The sequence below is a fragment of the Streptomyces sp. A1136 genome (genome assembly GCF_004795055.1).
GTDB lineage: Bacteria > Actinomycetota > Actinomycetes > Streptomycetales > Streptomycetaceae > Streptomyces.
In genome coordinates this window covers 199,243-215,448 of the sequence record NZ_SSBJ01000008.1, presented here as the reverse complement: position 1 = coordinate 215,448, position 16,206 = coordinate 199,243, and the positions used below count along the sequence as shown (strand labels likewise).

Sequence of the window (16,206 nt, the reverse complement as noted above, 5' to 3'; positions counted from 1 at the left end):
GTACGAAGGGGGAGGGGTCACTTGACGGCTCCTGCGGTGAGCCCCGAGCGCCAGAAGCGCTGGAGGCCGAGGAAGGCGAGCACGAGCGGGACGACGGAGACGAGGGAACCGGTGATCACGAGCGGGTACAGCTCGGGCTGCTGGTAGACGCTGCGGTTCCACATGAACAAGCCCAGACTGACGGGGTAGAGCCGCTCGTCGTTCAGCATGGTCAGGGCGCCGTAGAAGTTGTTCCAGATGGCCGTGAAGGTGAACAGGAAGATCGTCACAAAACCCGGCCACAGCATCGGCAGCGACACGTGGGCGAAGAGTCGCAGTTCACCCGCCCCGTCGACGCGGGCGGCGGCCGGCACCTCGTCCGGGACGCAGCCCTCCGCGAAGACCCGGGCCAGATAGACCCCGAAGGGGTTGACGAGGGCGGGCACCAGATACGCCCAGTACGTGTTCACCACCCCGGCGGCCGAGGCCATCAGGTAGAGGGGCAGTTGGAGCACGGTGGCCGGTACGAGCACCCCCGCGAGGACCACGCCGAAGAGCCGTTCCTTGTGGCGGAACTCGTAGGCGTGGAAGGCGTAGCCGCAGGCCACGCTGATCAGGGCGGACAGCGTCGAGCCGACCACGGTGTACAGGAGGCTGTTGCCGAGCCACCGCCCGAAGACGCCGTCGTCGTATGTGAAGACGTCGCCGAGGTTGGTCAGGAAGTGGAAGCGGCCCAGCGAGTAGGGGGCGGTGGCGAAGAGGTCCCGGCGGTCCTTGGTCGCGGCCAGCACCAGCCAGGCGAGGGGCATCAGGGTGTAGGCGGCGACGAGGAGGAGCACGGCGTTGACGACGGCCCGGGACAGGAGACGGGGGTGGGTTCGCGAACGGGTTCGGGAACGGGGCCGAGGGGGGCGGGTGCCCGGATGCGGCCCGCCGGGCGCCAAGGCGGTGGTCATGCGGTCCTCCAGCGGTTGCCGAGCCTGGTGACGACGTAGGACGCGGCGCCGGCGACGAGGGCGAGGAGCAACGCGCTCGCCGCCGCCAGCCCGTAGTCGTGGCGTTTGAAGGCGGCGCTGAAGACGTACATGGTCGGCGACCACGACTCGCCCATCTCGGTGGCGCGCAGCTGGAGCAGCTGCGGGGCGTCGAAGAGTTGGACGGCGCCGACGCAGGTGAACAGGACGGTCAGCACGACGGTCGGTTTGATGCCGGGCACCTTGATCTGGAAGGCGGTGCGCAGCGCGCCGGCGCCGTCCATGCCGGCGGCCTCCAGGGTCTCGCGGGGAATGGCCTGGAGCCCGGCAAAGAAGATGATCATGTTGTATCCCATCCACTGCCAGGCCGAGACGTTGACCACGGACAGCAGGGCCTCCTCTCGACCGAAGAAGTCCCAGGACAGGCCGGCCGAGTCGAGCAGGTCGATGACGGGGCTGAGGCCGGGTGTGTAGAGGTAGAGCCAGATGACCGCCGAGATGAGACCGGGCACGGCGTGCGGCAGGTAGAAGGCGATCTGGAAGAAGCGTTTGGCCCGGGCGAGGGCCGAGTCGAGCAGCAGGGCGAGGACGAGGGCGCCGCCGATCATGACGGGTACGTAGAGGACGCAATAGAGCGCGATGTGCCGGAACGAGGACAGGAAGAGGGGATCGGTCAGCGCGTTGGCGTAGTTCCCGATGCCGCTGAAGACCCGTTCCGTGCCGCCGAAACCGAGGCCGGACTGTTCCTCGTGGAAGAGGCTCAGCCAGGCGGCGTAGCCGACGGGCGCGACGGTGACGAGAGCGAAGAGGACGAAGAACGGCGCCATGAACAGGGCCGCGGCGCCCGTGCCGGGGCGCCGGGTGGTCCGAGTGGTACGCGCGCCGCCGGCAGGGAGGGGGCCGCCGGGCCCGGTCGCGGGTCCGTGCCGGCGATCGACTGTTGCGGTCCGCGCGGCGGCCACCGCCCCACCGGCCCGGGCCACACCGTCGCCGTCCGGGCCGTCGGCCGGCCCGGCTCCCGGCCCGCCGCCCAGGGCGCCTCCCGCGAGGTGTGTCGCGCCGTCCGCAGCGCTGCCTGCCGGGCCGGCTGTCACGCCGGCTGTCGGGGAGCGCCGCGGGCCCCCGGCCCGGGCCGGGGTGTCCGCCCGGTCGGCGTCGTTCGCGGAGGGGATGGCGGGCATCAGCCGGCCAACCCCAGTCCGCGGTCCTTGATGGCCTTCTCGGCGGCCGACTGGCCCTCGGACAGGGCCTTCACCAGGTCCACTCCGGTCGCGTTCTGCGCCGCGTTCACCTGGAGCTGGGCCGGTCCCCACGCCCAGCCGGGCACGATCGTCGCCGCCGCGTCACCCGCCACCCCGTACGGGTCCTGCCCCTCGAAGTACGAGGCGTCGAACAGCTTCGCCGCCTCCGCCCGCATCTCCGGGTTGGCCGGCAGGGCGCTGCTGGGGGACTTCAGCGAGCTGAGCCGGGCCCGGATCGCCTCCGGCTCGGTGGTCACCCAGCGGATGAACTCGGCGGCGGCCTTCGTGTGCTTGCTGCCCTTGGGCACGATGTAGGAGGTGCCGCCGTACATGCCGGTCGCCGCTCTGCCGTCCCAGGTCGGCAGCGGCGCGATGCCCCACTCGCCCTTCAGGTCGGGGTAGTTCGTCAGGAAGGTGCCTGCCGTCCAGGCGGCGCCGATGACGGTCGCGACCTGCCCGGAGGAACGTTCCTTCGCCTCGCCTTCCCCCCACAACGGGGTCTTCGAGGCGGCCCCGGAGGCCATCAGCCCGGTCCAGTACTCGGCAACCTTCTTCGAGGCCGGGTCGTCGATGGCGACCTTCCACTTGTCGCCCTGCGTCCCGTACCACTTGGCCCCCGCCTGCCACGACAGCCCCGCCAACACCGCCGGATCGCCGCCACCCATGTTCGTGATCCTCACGGAGGGGTCGGCCTGGTGGATCTTCTCCGCGGCGGCCTTGTACTCGTCCCACGTCTTCGGCACGGGCACCGCGTACTTCTCGAAGATGTCCTTGCGGTAGAAGAGTTCGAGCGGCGTGACGTCGAACGGAACCGCCCACGTCCTGCCGCCGAGCTTCACCAGCGACTGCACGGCCGCCGGGAACTTCTCGGCGACGAGCGCGCCGGACGTGCCGCTCAGATCCTCCAGGTTGCCGCCGCTCGCGAACTCCGGGAGCGCCGAGTAGTCCATCGTCGCGATGTCGGGCGCGTTCCCTCCCTTGACCGCGTTCGCCAGTTTCGCCGCGCCGTCGGGGCCGCCCGGCACCGAGGAGAACTCCACCCGGATGTCCGGATGCGTCTTGTTGAAGGCGTCGGCGGTCTGTTGCGCGCCCGCCGAGGAGGACCAGTACGTCACCGTCACCGGACTCCCCGAGGCGCCCGCCGCACCCGCCGGACCGGATTCCGGCGCGCCCTGCCCGCCGCCGCAAGCCGTGGAGAGCAGGGCCACGGACGCGGCCGAGGCGGTGAGGGCCAGACGGGTCAGGCGCGACGGACAGGGCCGGCGCCCGGTCCCCGGAAGGGGGGAAGAGGAAGGAACGAGGAAGCTGCGCGGCATGGACGGCTCCTACGGACGACCGCTGGACGCGGCGGGGTGCAGAACGCGGCCCATCTTTTGCGCGAACGGGCAACCCGTCAAGAGCGAATGCGCAACTCGATCAAAACAATCAGTTCGAATCGGCGATCCCGACTCGTCATGAACGAATGGTCAGCCGGGGCAACAGCTCCAGGTGCTGTCCGGGCCCTCCCCTGCCCGCGCCGCCCAGCCGGTCCAGCAGCAGCGCGGCGGCCCGCGCCCCCACCTCCCGTTTCGCCGGTGCCACCGCCGACAGCGGCACGTCGGCCAGTCCCGCAACCTCGTCGTCGTACGTGATCACCTCCAGGTCCTCCGGTACCCGCACCCCTCGCGCCTGAAGGCGCGGGATCAGCATGATGGCGTCGGTGTCGCTGTGGATCAGGGCGGCGCTCACCCCGCCCTCCGTGACCGCCCCGCACAGGTAGTCCAACGTCCGGGCGAACCGGTCCGCCACCGACAGCGGCTCCGCGGAGCCGGCCGCCGGCCACGGCGGGGCGGGCTCCAATCCGAGCGCCGCCACCGCCGCCTCGTACCCCGACCGGAGCCGCGCCGTGGTGGGCGTCTCCTGGCTGGCCAGCGCGATCCGTCGGTGTCCCCGCTCCACCAGGTGCTGCACCGCCAGCGCCGCCCCGTGCGCGTGGTCCGATCCCACCCGGTCCAGCGCGGCCGCCGGATGCCCGGCCGGGGCCCACCGCTCCACCAGCACCGTCGGCACCGCCAGCCCGGCCGTCCACGTCCCTTCCCCGGGACCGGGCGAGCCGACCTCCCAGTTCGGTGTCAGCAACAGCCCGTCGGCCCCGGTCGACAGCAGCCGGTCCGCCTGCGTGCGGTCCTCGCCGGGCAGGTACCGGGTCAGTCCCACCGTCAGCCGCGCGCCCCGCGCCTCGACCACCTCCCGGGCGCCCCGCACGACATCGGCGTAGTAGTACTCGGTGGTCGGCACGACCATGCCGATCACCAACCCCGACCGGCCGCCGGGCCGCCCACCGGACTCCTCGGAGGCCCCGGCGGGCGACGCGGCGGCCGGCCTCCCCTCCACCCGGCTGATCACCCCGTGCATCCGGTGGATCTCGCCCCGCGCCGCCATCGCCTCGATGTCCCGCCGCAGTGTCACCGGCGAGATGCCGAGCTCCCGGGCCAGGTCCGCGACGCGCACGCTGCCCCGCTCCCGGACGAGCGCGAGCACCTGCGCCTGGCGTTGGTCGACATGTGGCCTCAAGGTCTTCCCCCTGTTCGCGAGGTCTCCCCGCGGTCCGCGCTCGTCCGCGGGAACAGCCGCGGCGGTCTGTGCCCATCATAGGGAATCGATACGATCGATTCGATCGAATGCGTTCAACCGGTCATTGACGGCGTGGCCGTGACCTTCATATATTCGGCCTCACATACGCGGCGGCGGCCCACCCCTCCCGCCCGCCGTCCACGTCGGCGTCACGACCTTCTCCCGGGAGCCCGCGCATGCTCACGTACGACCAGGACGGATTCCGGCGCGCAGGCCGCCCCCACCGCGTCGTCTCGGGTGCCCTGCACTACTTCCGGGTCCATCCCGACCTGTGGGAGGACCGGCTCACCCGGCTCCGCGCCCTGGGCGTCAACACCGTCGACACCTACGTCCCCTGGAACTTCCACGAGACCGCCCCCGGCAAGGCCGACTTCACCGGCCCCCGCGACCTCGCCCGGTTCCTCGCCCTCGCCCGAGACCTCGGCCTCGACGCCATCGTCCGCCCCGGCCCCTACATCTGCGCCGAATGGGACTTCGGCGGGCTGCCCGCACGCCTCCTCGCCCTCGACGGCCTGTACCTGCGCTGCTCCGACCCCCGGTTCCTGGCCGAGGTCGACGGCTGGTTCGACGCGGTCGTCCCCGAACTGCTGCCACTGCTCGCCGGCCGAGGCGGCCCGGTCGTCGCCGTGCAGATCGAGAACGAGTACGGCTCGTACGGCAACGACGCCGGCTACGTCGCGCACGTCGAGCGGGCGTTGAGCGAACGCGGCGTCGACTGCCTGCTGTTCACGGCGGACGGCCCCGAGGACGCCATGCTCCAAGGGGGCACGCTGCCCGGCCGGCTCGCCACGGCCACCTTCGGGGCCAAGCCCACCGAACGCCTGGCGCACCTGCGCCGCTACCAGCCGACCGGCCCGCTGGTCGCCATGGAGTTCTGGATCGGCTGGTTCGACCACTGGGGCGAAGAGCACCACGTCCGCTCCGTCGAGGAAGCGGCGCGCTCGCTCGACGAACTCCTCGCCACCGGCGCCTCCGTCAACCTCTACATGGCCCACGGCGGCACCAACTTCGGCTTCTGGGCCGGCGCCAACCACACCGGCTCCCGCCCCGGCGATCCCGGCTACCAGCCCACCACCACCAGCTACGACTACGACGCGCCGATCGGCGAAGCCGGCGAACTCACCGCCAAGTTCCACGCCTTCCGCGAGGTGATCGGAAAGTACGTACCCCTCCCCGACGGCCCCCTGCCCGAACCCCCGCCCCGCATCGCACCGGCCCTCGCCACCCCCGCCGGCGCCGCCCCGCTCCTGGCCCACCTCCCCCTCCTCGGGGGCGCCCCCGTCGCCCGCCCCGCGCCCGAGCCCATGGAGAAACTCGGCCAGTCCCACGGCCTGATCCACTACCGCACCACCGTCACCGGACCCCGCCCCGCCATGCCCGTACGGATCGACGGCCTCGGCGACCGCGCCTACCTCTTCGCCGACGGCCGGCTCCTCGGCGTCCTCGACCGCAACACCCCCGACGACGGCCCCGACCTCCCCGTCGGCGAGCGCGGTGTCGTCCTCGACGTCCTCGTCCGCGCCCAGGGACGCGTCAACTACGGGCCCCTCCTGGACGACCGCAAGGGCATCCGGCGCGGCGTCCGCCACGGCCACCAGCACCTCTTCGAGTGGGAGATACGGCCCCTCCCGCTCACCGACCTCACCGGGCTGCGCTGGTCGTCCGAGGCGCCGGAGCAGGGCCACCCCGCCTTCCACCGCTACACCCACACCCTCCCCGCCGCCCCGGCCGACGGCTTCGTGGACCTCTCCGACTGGGGGACCGGCCTCCTGTGGCTCAACGGTTTCCTCCTCGGGCACTACGACTCCCCGCGCGGCCCGCAGCGCACCCTCTACGCCCCCGCACCCCTCTGGAGGACCGGCGAGAACGAACTCGTCGTCCTCGAACTCGAACGCCCCGGCACCGAACTGCCCCTGCGTGACCAGCCCGACCTCGGCCGCCCCACGGTCGTCAACCTCCAGTGAGAGAAGGCCCGTACGTGAAGCGCACCGCCGCCCGGCTCGCCGACGGCCGCGAGATCCTCTACTACGACACCGACGACGGAGCCGCGCGCGCCTTCCCCGACACCCGCGCACTCGACTCCTCGGCGACCGTCACCACCTCCGAAGTGCGCCGCGACCCCCTGCTCGGCGACGCCGTCGTCATCGCGTCCCACCGCCAGGGCCGCACCCACCTGCCCCCCGCCGACGCCTGCCCGCTGTGCCCCAGCACCCCCGGCCGGACCAGCGAGATCCCGGCGCCGGACTACGAGGTCGCCGTCTTCGAGAACCGCTACCCCTCCCTCGCCGGAGACACCGGACGCTGCGAGGTCATCTGCTTCACCCCCGACCACGGGACCTCCTTCGCCGGACTCGACGAGGAGCGCGCCGCGCTGGTCCTGGCCGCCTGGACGGACCGCACCGCCGAACTCGCCGCCCGCGAAGGCATCCGGCAGGTCTACTGCTTCGAGAACCGGGGCACCGAGACCGGCGTGACCCTGGCCCACCCGCACGGCCAGATCTACGCCTTCCCCTACGTCACCCCGCGCACCACCCGCACGCTCGCCGGTGTCGCCGCCCACCGCGAGCGCACCGGAGGCAACCTCTTCGAGGAAGTGGTGGCGCGGGAGCTGGCCGACGGCAGCCGGGTGGTCCTCGAAGGCGGGCACTGGACCGCCTTCGTCCCCTACGCGGCGCGCTGGCCCTACGAAGTCCACCTCTACCCGCGCCTGCGCGTCCCCGACCTGCCCGCCCTGGGCGACGACGCGCGCGCCGAGTTCCCCCGCGTCTACCTGGAGCTGCTGCGCCGCTTCGACCGGCTCTTCGACCGGCCCGAACCGACCCCGTACATCTCGGCCTGGCACCAGGCGCCCACGGACGCCGGGCGCGACCGCGACGATTTCGCGCTGCACCTCGAACTGTTCACCGTCCGTCGCGCGGCGGACAAGCTCAAGTACCTCGCCGGAACCGAATCGGGCATGGAGGCGTTCATGAACGACGTCCGGCCCGAGGACGCCGCCGCACGCCTGCGCGAGGTGGCGAGCCGGTGAACGACACCGCGCGCGCGTTCCGCGACCTGTACGGGCAGCCCTCCCACGGGGTCTGGGCGGCTCCCGGCAGGGTCAACCTGATCGGCGAACACACCGACTACAACGACGGCTTCGCCCTGCCCTTCGCCCTGCCGCACCGAACCGAGGTCGCCGCCGCCCCGCGCTCCGACACCTTGCTGAGGCTGCACTCCGCCGCGTCCGACTCCGGCGTGATCACCCTCGACCTCGCCACCCTCGACCCGGCGCACCGGCCGCGGGGAGCCGACGGCTGGGCCGCGTACCCCGCCGGGGTGGCCTGGGCGCTGCGCGAGGCGGGGCTCCCGGTCGGCGGGGCGGACCTCCACATACGGTCCGACGTGCCGACCGGAGCCGGACTGTCCTCCTCCGCCGCCCTTGAGGTGGCGACCGGCCTGGCCCTCACCGAGCTGTACGGGCTCACGCCCACCCGCCCCGAACTGGCGGCCCTCGCCCGCCGCGCCGAGAACGCGTACGTGGGCGTGCCCTGCGGGATCATGGACCAGACGGCCTCCGCCTGCGCCACCGAGGGCCACGTCCTGCGCCTGGACACACGCGGCCCCCGACACGACCACGTCCCCTTCGACTGCGCGGCGGCGGGCCTGCGCCTCCTCGTCATCGACACCCGCGTCAAGCACGACCTCGCCGACGGTGCCTACGCGGAGCGCCGCGCCTCCTGCCACCGGGCGGCCGCCCGCCTGGGCCTGCCGGCGCTGCGCGACCTCCCCTTCGAGGAACTGGACGGGGCGCTGGGCCGGCTCGACGATCCGGTCGCACGACGGCGGGTCCGGCACGTCGTCACCGAGAACGAACGCGTCCTGCGGGTCGGCGAACTCCTCGGCGCCGGCCGACTGCGCGAGACGGGCGCCCTGCTGACGGAGGGCCACGCCTCCCTGCGCGACGACTACGCGGTGTCCTGCCCGGAGCTGGACCTGGCCGTGACCACCGCGAACGCGGCGGGCGCGTACGGAGCCCGCATGACGGGGGGCGGCTTCGGCGGCTCCGCCCTGGCCCTGATCGACGCGGAAGCCGAACCGGCGGTGGCGCGGGCCGTGACGGACGCGTTCGCCCGGGCCGGCCACGTCCCGCCCCGCATCACCCCGGTCACCCCGTCGGCGGGCGCGGGCCGCGTCGTCTAGTGGGGCGTGCGGACCCGAGGGGCCGGCGCCCCACGGCGGGCCGCGGCGTTCAGCCCCCCGCCGTGCAGAAGACGCACCCGCCCCACCACGGCAGCCCGTCCAGCACCCGGTGGCGTACGCACGAGGCACACGCGGCCTCGTGCACGGCCGGCATCCTGTTTCCCGGACCGGGGACGGCTGCGGCCGGGTCCGCCTCCTGCGGGTCGAACTCCCGGACCATTGCGCGGAACTCGCGCAGATACCCTTCCGCGCGGGCGGGTTCGTAGGAGAGTTCGTCCCACCGGTGGCGGTCCAACGCGAGATCGACGACATCGAGCACGAACTCCTTCGCGGCGGCCCGTTCGGCCGGCGTGGCACCCCAATCGAGGTCGTCGAGGTCGAAGCCCACCACGCCCCGCCCCATCACGGACTGGTCCTGGAGCGTGAGCAGGGAAGCGAAGCGGAAGTGCCACGGTTCCCGGGCGAGCGTGGACACGGCCAGGAAGAGCACGTCGACGAAGACGGCCGTCGCGCTGTTGTTCAGGTCCAGGCGGCGACCGGCACGGCCGTGGAACAGGTTCGACACGGCACCAGCATGCAGCACCGCCCCCACCGCCGCCCCGCCGCGCCCATGGTTTCCGCCGCCCGGCGACCCAGGCCGTTGCGTACACTGCCGGCTTGATCCAGCACGTGTCGGACGAGTGTGGAGGAAGAACCCCTATGCGTTATCTCCCCCTGGGCGACTCAGGGCTCCTGGTCTCCGCCGTGGGCCTCGGCTGCAACAACTTCGGGGGGCGTCTGGACGCGCGGGCCACCCGAGACGTCGTGGACGCCGCACTCGACGCGGGGGTCACCCTGCTCGACACCGCCGACATCTACGGCGGGGCCGGCGGCTCCGAACGCCACCTCGGCCAGGCCCTCAAGGGCCGCCGCGACCAGGTCGTCCTCGCGACGAAGTTCGGCTTCCACGGCGTCGACATGGGGTACGGGCCCGCCGCCGGGTCGCGGGGCGGCCGCGCCTACATCCGGCGCGCCGTCGAGGAGTCCCTGCGCCGCCTGGAGACCGACCACATCGACCTCTACCAGCTGCACAGCCCCGACCCGACCGTCCCCATCGCCGAGACCCTCGGCGCCCTCGGTGAACTCGTCACCGAGGGCAAGGTCCGCTACATCGGCCACTCCAACCTCAGCGGCTGGCAGCTCGCCGAAGCGGCCCACGTCGCCCGCGAGACCGGTACGACCCCCTTCGTATCGGCACAGAACGAATGGTCACTGCTCCAGCGCGCGGCCGAGGCGGAGCTCGTCCCGGCCGCGCTGCACTACGGCGTCGGCGTCCTGCCCTACTTCCCCCTCGCCAACGGCCTGCTCACCGGCAAGATCCGCCGGGGGGCGCCCGTCCCGTCCGGCTCCCGCCTCGAAGGGCGCGACGCGTACCTCACCGAGGAGCGGCTCGACACCGTCGAGGCGCTCGCCGCGATCGCCGGGAAGTACGACCGCACCGTCCTGGAACTCGCCATCGGCTGGCTGTCCGCCCAGCCCGGCTGTGCCTCCGTGATCGCCGGTGCCACCTCCCCCGAGCAGGTCCGCGCCAACGCGGCGGTCGCCGACCGCCCGCTGGAAACGGAACTGCTCGCCGAGATCGACGCCGTCGCCTGAGCCGCGTCGCCCCGCCCGGCACCTCCGCCCGGCACCCCCGCCCGGCCGGTTCGCGCGCGCGGAAGCCGTCGAAGCCCCTCGGGCCTCGACGGCTCCAGCGTGCGCCCGCCGCCCTCGGGCGCCCTCAGGACACGATGTCCTTGCGGGCGAAACCGCGGAAGGCGAGGGCGAACAGCACCACCGCGTACGACACCGAGACCGCCGCCCCCTTGACCATCCCGCCCCACTCCAGCTGCGGCTGGAGCGCGTCCGCCCACGCGAACTGCCAGTGCGCGGGCAGGAACTCGCGCCACGACCCGAGCGCCGTCACCGCGTCCAGCACGTTGCCGACGATCGTCAGCCCCACCGCGCCGCCCACCGCGCCGAGCGGCGCATCGGTCCGCGTCGACAGCCAGAACGCCAACCCCGCCGTCACCAACTGCGACACGAAGACGAACGCGACGACCAGCGCCAGCCTCGGCACCGCCTCCCCGGCGGCCAGCGCCCCGCCCGTGGGGAGCTTCAGCGGCCCCCACCCGTACGCGGCCGTGCCCGCCACCAGCGCCACAACCGGCAGCAACACCATCGCCGCCAGGCTGAACCCCAGCGCGACCACGAGCTTGCTCCACAGCAGCCGCGCCCTCGGTACCGGCGAGGCCAGCAGGTAGCGCAGCGAGGACCAACTCGCCTCGGACGCCACCGTGTCCCCGCAGAACAGGGCCACCGGCACCACCAACAGGAACCCCGCCGACACGAACAGACAGGTCGCGGTGAAATTCGCGCCCGAGGAGGTGGCGGTGTCGATCAGCGTGACCCGCCCGTCGGCGCCGCCCCGGCCGCCGTCCCTGCCCCCTCCCACCGCGAAGGCGATGATCATGACGAAGGGCAGCGCGGCCAGCACCCCGCCCATCACCAGCGTCCGCCGCCTGCGCCACTGCCGCAGCGCCTCCACGCGCAGCGGGAGCGTCCGCCCGGGCCGATAGCCCGGGGCCGTGTCCACGGCAGTCGTCACGCCGCACCTCCGATCAGGGTCAAGAACGCTTCCTCCAGCCGCCGATGCGGCCCCACGGCGCACACCGGCACCTCCAGCCGGACCAGTTCGGCGATCAGCCCGGCGGCGTCCGCACCGTCGAGCCGTACGAGCAGCCCCGCGTCGGCGGCCACGACGGAACCCACTCCCTCCAGCGCGGCCACCTTCTCGACCACGGCCTCGTCCACCGGCCCGGCCAGGCTCACCAGCAGGGTGTCCCCACCGCCCGTGATCTCCGAGACCTCGCCCGCCCGCACGAGCCGCCCGCGGTCCATGACGACCAGGTGCGTGCACGACTGCTCGACCTCCGACAGCAGGTGGCTGGAGACGATGACGGTCCGTCCGCCGGCCGCGTACCGGATCATCACGTCCCGCATCTCCCGGATCTGCGGCGGGTCCAGACCGTTCGTCGGCTCGTCCAGGATCAGCAGGTCCGGCATCCCCAGCATGGCCTGGGCGATCGCGAGTCGCTGCCGCATGCCCTGCGAGTAGGTACGCACCGCGCGCTCCAGGGCGTCCCCGAGTCCGGCGATCTCCAGCGCCTCCGCCATCCGCGCGTCCTCGACCGGCCGGCCGGTGGCCCGCCAGTACAGCTCCAGATTGACCCGTCCCGTCAGGTGCGGCAGGAAACCCGCGCCCTCGACGAAGGCCCCCACCCGGGACAGCACCGGGGACCCGGCCCGCACCGGGTGCCCGAACACCCGGATCTCCCCGGCATCCGGGCTGATCAGCCCCATGAGCATCCGCAAGGTGGTGGTCTTCCCGGCGCCGTTGGGTCCGAGCAGACCGAGCACCTGCCCCCGCTCCACGCGGAACGACAGGTCCCGCACCGCGTACCGGTCGCGAGCCTTCGCGTAGCGCTTCGTCAGCCCGGTGATCTCCAGTGGTACCCCGGCCAGTGCGGGGTCCGGCCGCGGTGCGCCCGGCCGGGTCCCGCCGCGGCCCCCGCCGGTCCTCCGGATCAGCGACAGCCCCGCGGCCAGCGCCACCGCCGCGAGCGGCAACCCCCAGGTCCAGGCGGGCAACCCGCCCGAGGAGGTCCGCACCCCGTCGGCGACGGGCACCGCCAGCGGCCCCTCCAGCGCCACGGTGTAGGTGGCCGGCTCGGCGGGGGACGCGTAGCCCAGATCGGTGGCGGCGAGCACGAGCCGCAGCCGGTGCCCCGCCTCGACGGCGTGGTCGACGGCGGGAAGGCGCAGCTCCACGCTCCGCCCCTGCCCCGCGTCGGTCACCCGCACCGGAGCCACCAGCTGACTCGGCAGCACCGCCTGCCGGCCGTCGGCCGCGACGTCGTACACCTTGCCGAACAGCACGGCCGAACCGTCCGCGGCCGTCGACCTCACCCGCACCCTGACGGTCGGGGTACCCGTGATCCGGATCCCCTCGCCGAGCGGCTCCGACTCGAACCGGGCGTTCTGCCCGGGGAAGTCCAGCGACAGGCCGCCTCCGAAGGCGGCGAGCTGTCCACCGATGCCGGGCAGTGCGGACAGCGACGGCGGGCTCGCGCCGGCCGGGTTGGCGAAGCCCTGCTCCCGCCCGGCGAGCGCGAACCCGCGCACCCCGGAGGTCAGGCCCGGATAGCGGTCGCCGCTCGCGCCCCGCAGCCGCACGGTCCCGTCCGTGGAGTCGAGGCCACCCGAGCGCGAGACCCGGAACGCGGGACCGGTGGACGCGCCCTCGTCGCCCTTGAGGTACCGGTCGAACCAGCCCGTCACCCGGTTCTCGACACGGTCTGTCTCGCGCATGCCGCCGTCGTGGCCCCCGGCGGCCCAGTCCACCGCCACCGGCGCCCCGTTGGCGGCGATGGCCCGGGCCATGGCGTCGGCCTGGTCCAGCGGGAAGAGGGAGTCGTCCTGGCCCTGCACGATCAGTGTCGGCACCTTGATCCGGTCGCCCACGGCGGACGGGCTGCGGCGCTCCAGCAGCGCGCGGGCCTCGGCGTCGGGCTTCCCGGACACCGCGATCCGCTCGTACATCGCGCACAGCTCCGGCTGGAACCGCCCGCAGCCGGTGGGCGGAGCGGCGGTCGGGCCGGCGGGCGGCGCGTTCGGCGTCACGCCCTGCGCGGAGCCGGTGGTGAAGAAGACACCGGCCCACAGCTTCTTGAAGACGTCGTTCGGGAAGAGGGAATCGGCGAGGTTCCAGTAGGTGATCTGCGGGGCGATGGCGTCCACGCGGTGGTCGTACGCGGCGGCCAGGAGCGCCGCCGCGCCGCCGTAGGAGGGCCCGGCCACCCCGACGCGCGGGTCGCCGGCCGCGTCGAGCCGCACCTCCGGCCGCAGGGCGAGCCAGTCGATCAGCCGGGAGACGTCCTTGACCTCGTAGTCGGGGTCGTTGAGGCCGATGCGGCCGCCCGAACGGCCGAAGCCGCGCGCCGACCAGGTCAGGACGGCGTACCCCTCGCGGGCCAGCCGCTCCGCTTGGGGGCGGACGTCGTCCTTGCTGCCGCCGAAGCCGTGGCCGAGCAGGACGGCGGGACGCTTCGCCGTGTCGCCTCCGCCCGCGCCGGCGGTGAAGTAGGAGATGTCGATCCCGGCGTCGGGCATCCGCACCACACGGTCCAGGCGGTGCACCGCCGGCCCGTCGGCGGAGGCCATGGCCGTCACCGTGCCGGTCCCCGCCAGGACGGCGAGCGCGGCGGCGCCGGCGAGGAGGCGGTCCCGGCGGCGCCGGGGGAGTCGGAGCTTCATACGGGAACCCTACGGGTCGGCCCGGGCGCGCCCGAGCGCCCTCAGGCGGAGCCCGAGACCTCCTGGAGGAGTACACCGACCGCCCCGGGTACCGCGGTCGCGGTACCGCGCCGCACCTGCGGCGCCCCGAGGTGAGCCACCCCCCTGGGGTGAGCCACCCCGGCCTCCGCCCGATCGCCGCCCCGTCCTCCGCCTCCGCCCGACCGCCACCCCCGGCCCCGCCGCCCCGCGCGCCGCCGTACCGCGTCCCGACCTGCGCCGGCCGCCGCGTGGCGGCACTATGGTCCGCATGCTGCTGGCCGAGGTCGCTCGCGTGTCCCGGGAGGTCGCCGAGACCTCCGCCCGCTCCCGCAAGACCGCCCTGCTCGCGGAGTTGTTCGCCGCCGTCCCGCCCGAGGAGGCCGCGCTGGTCATCGCGTACCTCGCCGGACGGCTCCCGCAGGGTCGCCCCGGCATCGGCTGGAGCGCCCTCGGCCGCGAGGTCCCGCCGGCCGACCGGCCCACCCTCACCGTCGGCGCCGTGGACCGGGCCGTGACCCGCCTCGCCGCCGTCTCCGGCACGGGATCGCAAGCCGAGCGGCGCCGCCTCCTGGACGGCCTGCTCGGCGCCGCCACCGAGCCCGAACAGCGGTTCCTGCGCAGCCTGCTGTCCGGAGAGGTACGCCAAGGCGCCCTGGACGCGGTGGCGCTGGAAGGGGTGGCCGCCGCCGCCGGGGTACCCGCCGCCGCCCTGCGCCGGGCCGTGATGCTGGACGGGTCGCTGCCCCGTGTCGGCGCCGCCGTCCTGGCGGAGGGCGCCGAGGCGCTGCGGGCGGTCACCCTGCGCGTCGGGCAGCCGGTCCAGCCGATGCTCGCGGGCACCGGCCCCTCGGTGGGCGAAGCGGTCGCCGCGCTCGGGCCCTGCGCCGTGGAGGAGAAGTTGGACGGCATCCGCGTCCAGGTCCACCGCGACGGCGACGACGTACGGATCTACACCCGCTCCCTCGACGAGATCACCGGCCGGCTGCCCGAAGTGGCCGCGCTGGCCCGGGAGCTGCCGGGAGACCGCTTCATCCTCGACGGCGAGGTCATCGGCGAGGGCGCCGACGGCCGCCCGGTCCCCTTCCAGGAGATCGCGAGCCGGGTCGGCTCCCGGCTGGACGTGGCCGCCGCCCGCCAGACCCTGCCGGTCAGTGCCTACTTCTTCGACGTCCTGGCCGCCGGTGACGACGTCCTGCTCGACCTGCCCGTCCGTGAGCGGTACGCGGTACTCGCGGAGCTGGTGCCCGAGACCTCCCGGGTGCGCCGGCTGGTCGTCGACGAACCGGCCGTCCAGTCGGCCGACGCCGAGGCGTTCGCGGCCGAAGCGCTGCGCCGGGGCCACGAGGGCGTGATGGTCAAGGCGCTCGACTCGCCCTACGCCGCCGGCCGGCGCGGCAAACAGTGGCTCAAGGTGAAGCCGGTGCACACCCTCGACCTGGTCGTGCTCGCCGCCGAATGGGGCCACGGGCGGCGCACCGGCATGCTGTCCAACCTGCACCTCGGGGCGCGGGCCGCCGACGGCGGCTTCGCCATGCTCGGCAAGACCTTCAAGGGCCTCACCGACGAGATGCTGCGCTGGCAGACCGAGCGGCTTCGGGAACTCGCGGTGCGGGAAGACGGTTACACGGTGTGGGTGCGGCCGGAGCTGGTGGTGGAGATCGCCTACGACGGCCTGCAGCGCTCCTCGCGCTACCCGGCCGGTGTCGCGCTGCGCTTCGCGCGGGTGTTGCGGCACCGCCCGGACAAGAACGCGCAGGAGGCCGACACGGTCGAGACCGTGCTCCGCGACCGGACGGAGTGAGGGTCTTTGCCTCAGAGGCAAAGAGAATTGCCGGAGGGGCAAAAGTCTGGCTCAATCGAAG

The 16,206-nt window shown here is 73.7% G+C and carries 12 protein-coding genes; 5 read left to right on the top strand and 7 right to left on the bottom strand.

The annotated features are described in order from the left end of the window. Positions 1-17 precede the first annotated feature (17 nt). From E6R62_RS10720 to E6R62_RS10705, 4 genes are all read right to left on the bottom strand, one after another. Complete coding sequence (locus E6R62_RS10720; protein ID WP_240801600.1) at positions 18-788, bottom strand: carbohydrate ABC transporter permease; 771 nt, start codon at positions 786-788, stop codon at positions 18-20. Positions 789-931: 143 nt separating this feature from the next. Beyond that, positions 932-1,780, bottom strand: coding sequence for a carbohydrate ABC transporter permease (locus tag E6R62_RS10715; protein WP_136213151.1), 849 nt, complete (start codon positions 1,778-1,780; stop codon positions 932-934). 353 nt (positions 1,781-2,133) lie between these two features. Beyond that, positions 2,134-3,510 (bottom strand): ABC transporter substrate-binding protein, encoded by a 1,377-nt coding sequence (locus tag E6R62_RS10710; protein WP_136213122.1) that lies wholly within the window; start codon positions 3,508-3,510, stop codon positions 2,134-2,136. Between the two features lie 136 nt (positions 3,511-3,646). Then, on the bottom strand, positions 3,647-4,747 hold the full coding sequence (locus E6R62_RS10705; protein ID WP_136213121.1) for a LacI family DNA-binding transcriptional regulator: 1,101 nt from the start codon (positions 4,745-4,747) through the stop codon (positions 3,647-3,649). Between the two features lie 236 nt (positions 4,748-4,983). Between E6R62_RS10705 and E6R62_RS10700 the strand changes: the two genes are divergently transcribed. The 3 genes from E6R62_RS10700 to galK are packed head-to-tail and all read left to right on the top strand — an operon-like array spanning position 4,984 to position 8,989. Beyond that, complete coding sequence (locus tag E6R62_RS10700) at positions 4,984-6,771, top strand: beta-galactosidase family protein (RefSeq protein WP_136213120.1); 1,788 nt, start codon at positions 4,984-4,986, stop codon at positions 6,769-6,771. Between the two features lie 14 nt (positions 6,772-6,785). Further along, the gene (gene galT, locus E6R62_RS10695) at positions 6,786-7,835 is read left to right on the top strand and encodes a galactose-1-phosphate uridylyltransferase (protein ID WP_136213119.1); all 1,050 of its coding nucleotides are present in this window, start codon (positions 6,786-6,788) and stop codon (positions 7,833-7,835) included. Further along, positions 7,832-8,989 carry a galactokinase gene (galK, locus tag E6R62_RS10690; RefSeq protein ID WP_206308701.1) on the top strand — a complete coding sequence of 386 codons (1,158 nt, stop codon included), beginning with the start codon at positions 7,832-7,834 and terminating at the stop codon, positions 8,987-8,989. Before galT ends, galK begins: the two co-directional genes overlap by 4 nt. A 49-nt stretch (positions 8,990-9,038) precedes the next feature. Here galK and E6R62_RS10685 read toward each other — a convergent pair whose 3' ends face one another. After that, on the bottom strand, positions 9,039-9,554 hold the full coding sequence (locus E6R62_RS10685; protein WP_240801592.1) for a hypothetical protein: 516 nt from the start codon (positions 9,552-9,554) through the stop codon (positions 9,039-9,041). Between the two features lie 134 nt (positions 9,555-9,688). Between E6R62_RS10685 and E6R62_RS10680 the strand changes: the two genes are divergently transcribed. Next, a complete protein-coding gene (locus tag E6R62_RS10680; protein ID WP_136213118.1) occupies positions 9,689-10,624 on the top strand; it encodes an aldo/keto reductase in 936 nt (311 codons plus the stop codon). Between the two features lie 124 nt (positions 10,625-10,748). Here E6R62_RS10680 and E6R62_RS10675 read toward each other — a convergent pair whose 3' ends face one another. Together E6R62_RS10675 and E6R62_RS10670 are read right to left on the bottom strand one after the other, a co-directional pair. Further along, positions 10,749-11,615, bottom strand: a complete 867-nt coding sequence (locus tag E6R62_RS10675; protein ID WP_136213117.1) for an ABC transporter permease — start codon at positions 11,613-11,615, stop codon at positions 10,749-10,751. Continuing rightward, a complete protein-coding gene (locus tag E6R62_RS10670; RefSeq protein ID WP_136213116.1) occupies positions 11,612-14,323 on the bottom strand; it encodes an alpha/beta fold hydrolase in 2,712 nt (903 codons plus the stop codon). The genes E6R62_RS10675 and E6R62_RS10670 overlap by 4 nt, the downstream gene beginning before the upstream one ends. A gap of 289 nt (positions 14,324-14,612) precedes the next feature. Between E6R62_RS10670 and E6R62_RS10665 the strand changes: the two genes are divergently transcribed. Continuing rightward, positions 14,613-16,145, top strand: coding sequence for an ATP-dependent DNA ligase (locus tag E6R62_RS10665; protein ID WP_136213115.1), 1,533 nt, complete (start codon positions 14,613-14,615; stop codon positions 16,143-16,145). Positions 16,146-16,206: the final 61 nt, after the last annotated feature.

Coding starts and splice junctions, on each gene's coding strand:
- E6R62_RS10720 (WP_240801600.1), bottom strand. CDS start 788: ATGCCCCTCGCCTGGCTGGTGCTGGCCGCGACCAAGGACCGCCGGGAC.
- E6R62_RS10715 (WP_136213151.1), bottom strand. CDS start 1,780: ATGGCGCCGTTCTTCGTCCTCTTCGCTCTCGTCACCGTCGCGCCCGTC.
- E6R62_RS10710 (WP_136213122.1), bottom strand. CDS start 3,510: ATGCCGCGCAGCTTCCTCGTTCCTTCCTCTTCCCCCCTTCCGGGGACC.
- E6R62_RS10700 (WP_136213120.1), top strand. CDS start 4,984: ATGCTCACGTACGACCAGGACGGATTCCGGCGCGCAGGCCGCCCCCAC.
- E6R62_RS10680 (WP_136213118.1), top strand. CDS start 9,689: ATGCGTTATCTCCCCCTGGGCGACTCAGGGCTCCTGGTCTCCGCCGTG.
- E6R62_RS10670 (WP_136213116.1), bottom strand. CDS start 14,323: ATGAAGCTCCGACTCCCCCGGCGCCGCCGGGACCGCCTCCTCGCCGGC.
- E6R62_RS10665 (WP_136213115.1), top strand. CDS start 14,613: ATGCTGCTGGCCGAGGTCGCTCGCGTGTCCCGGGAGGTCGCCGAGACC.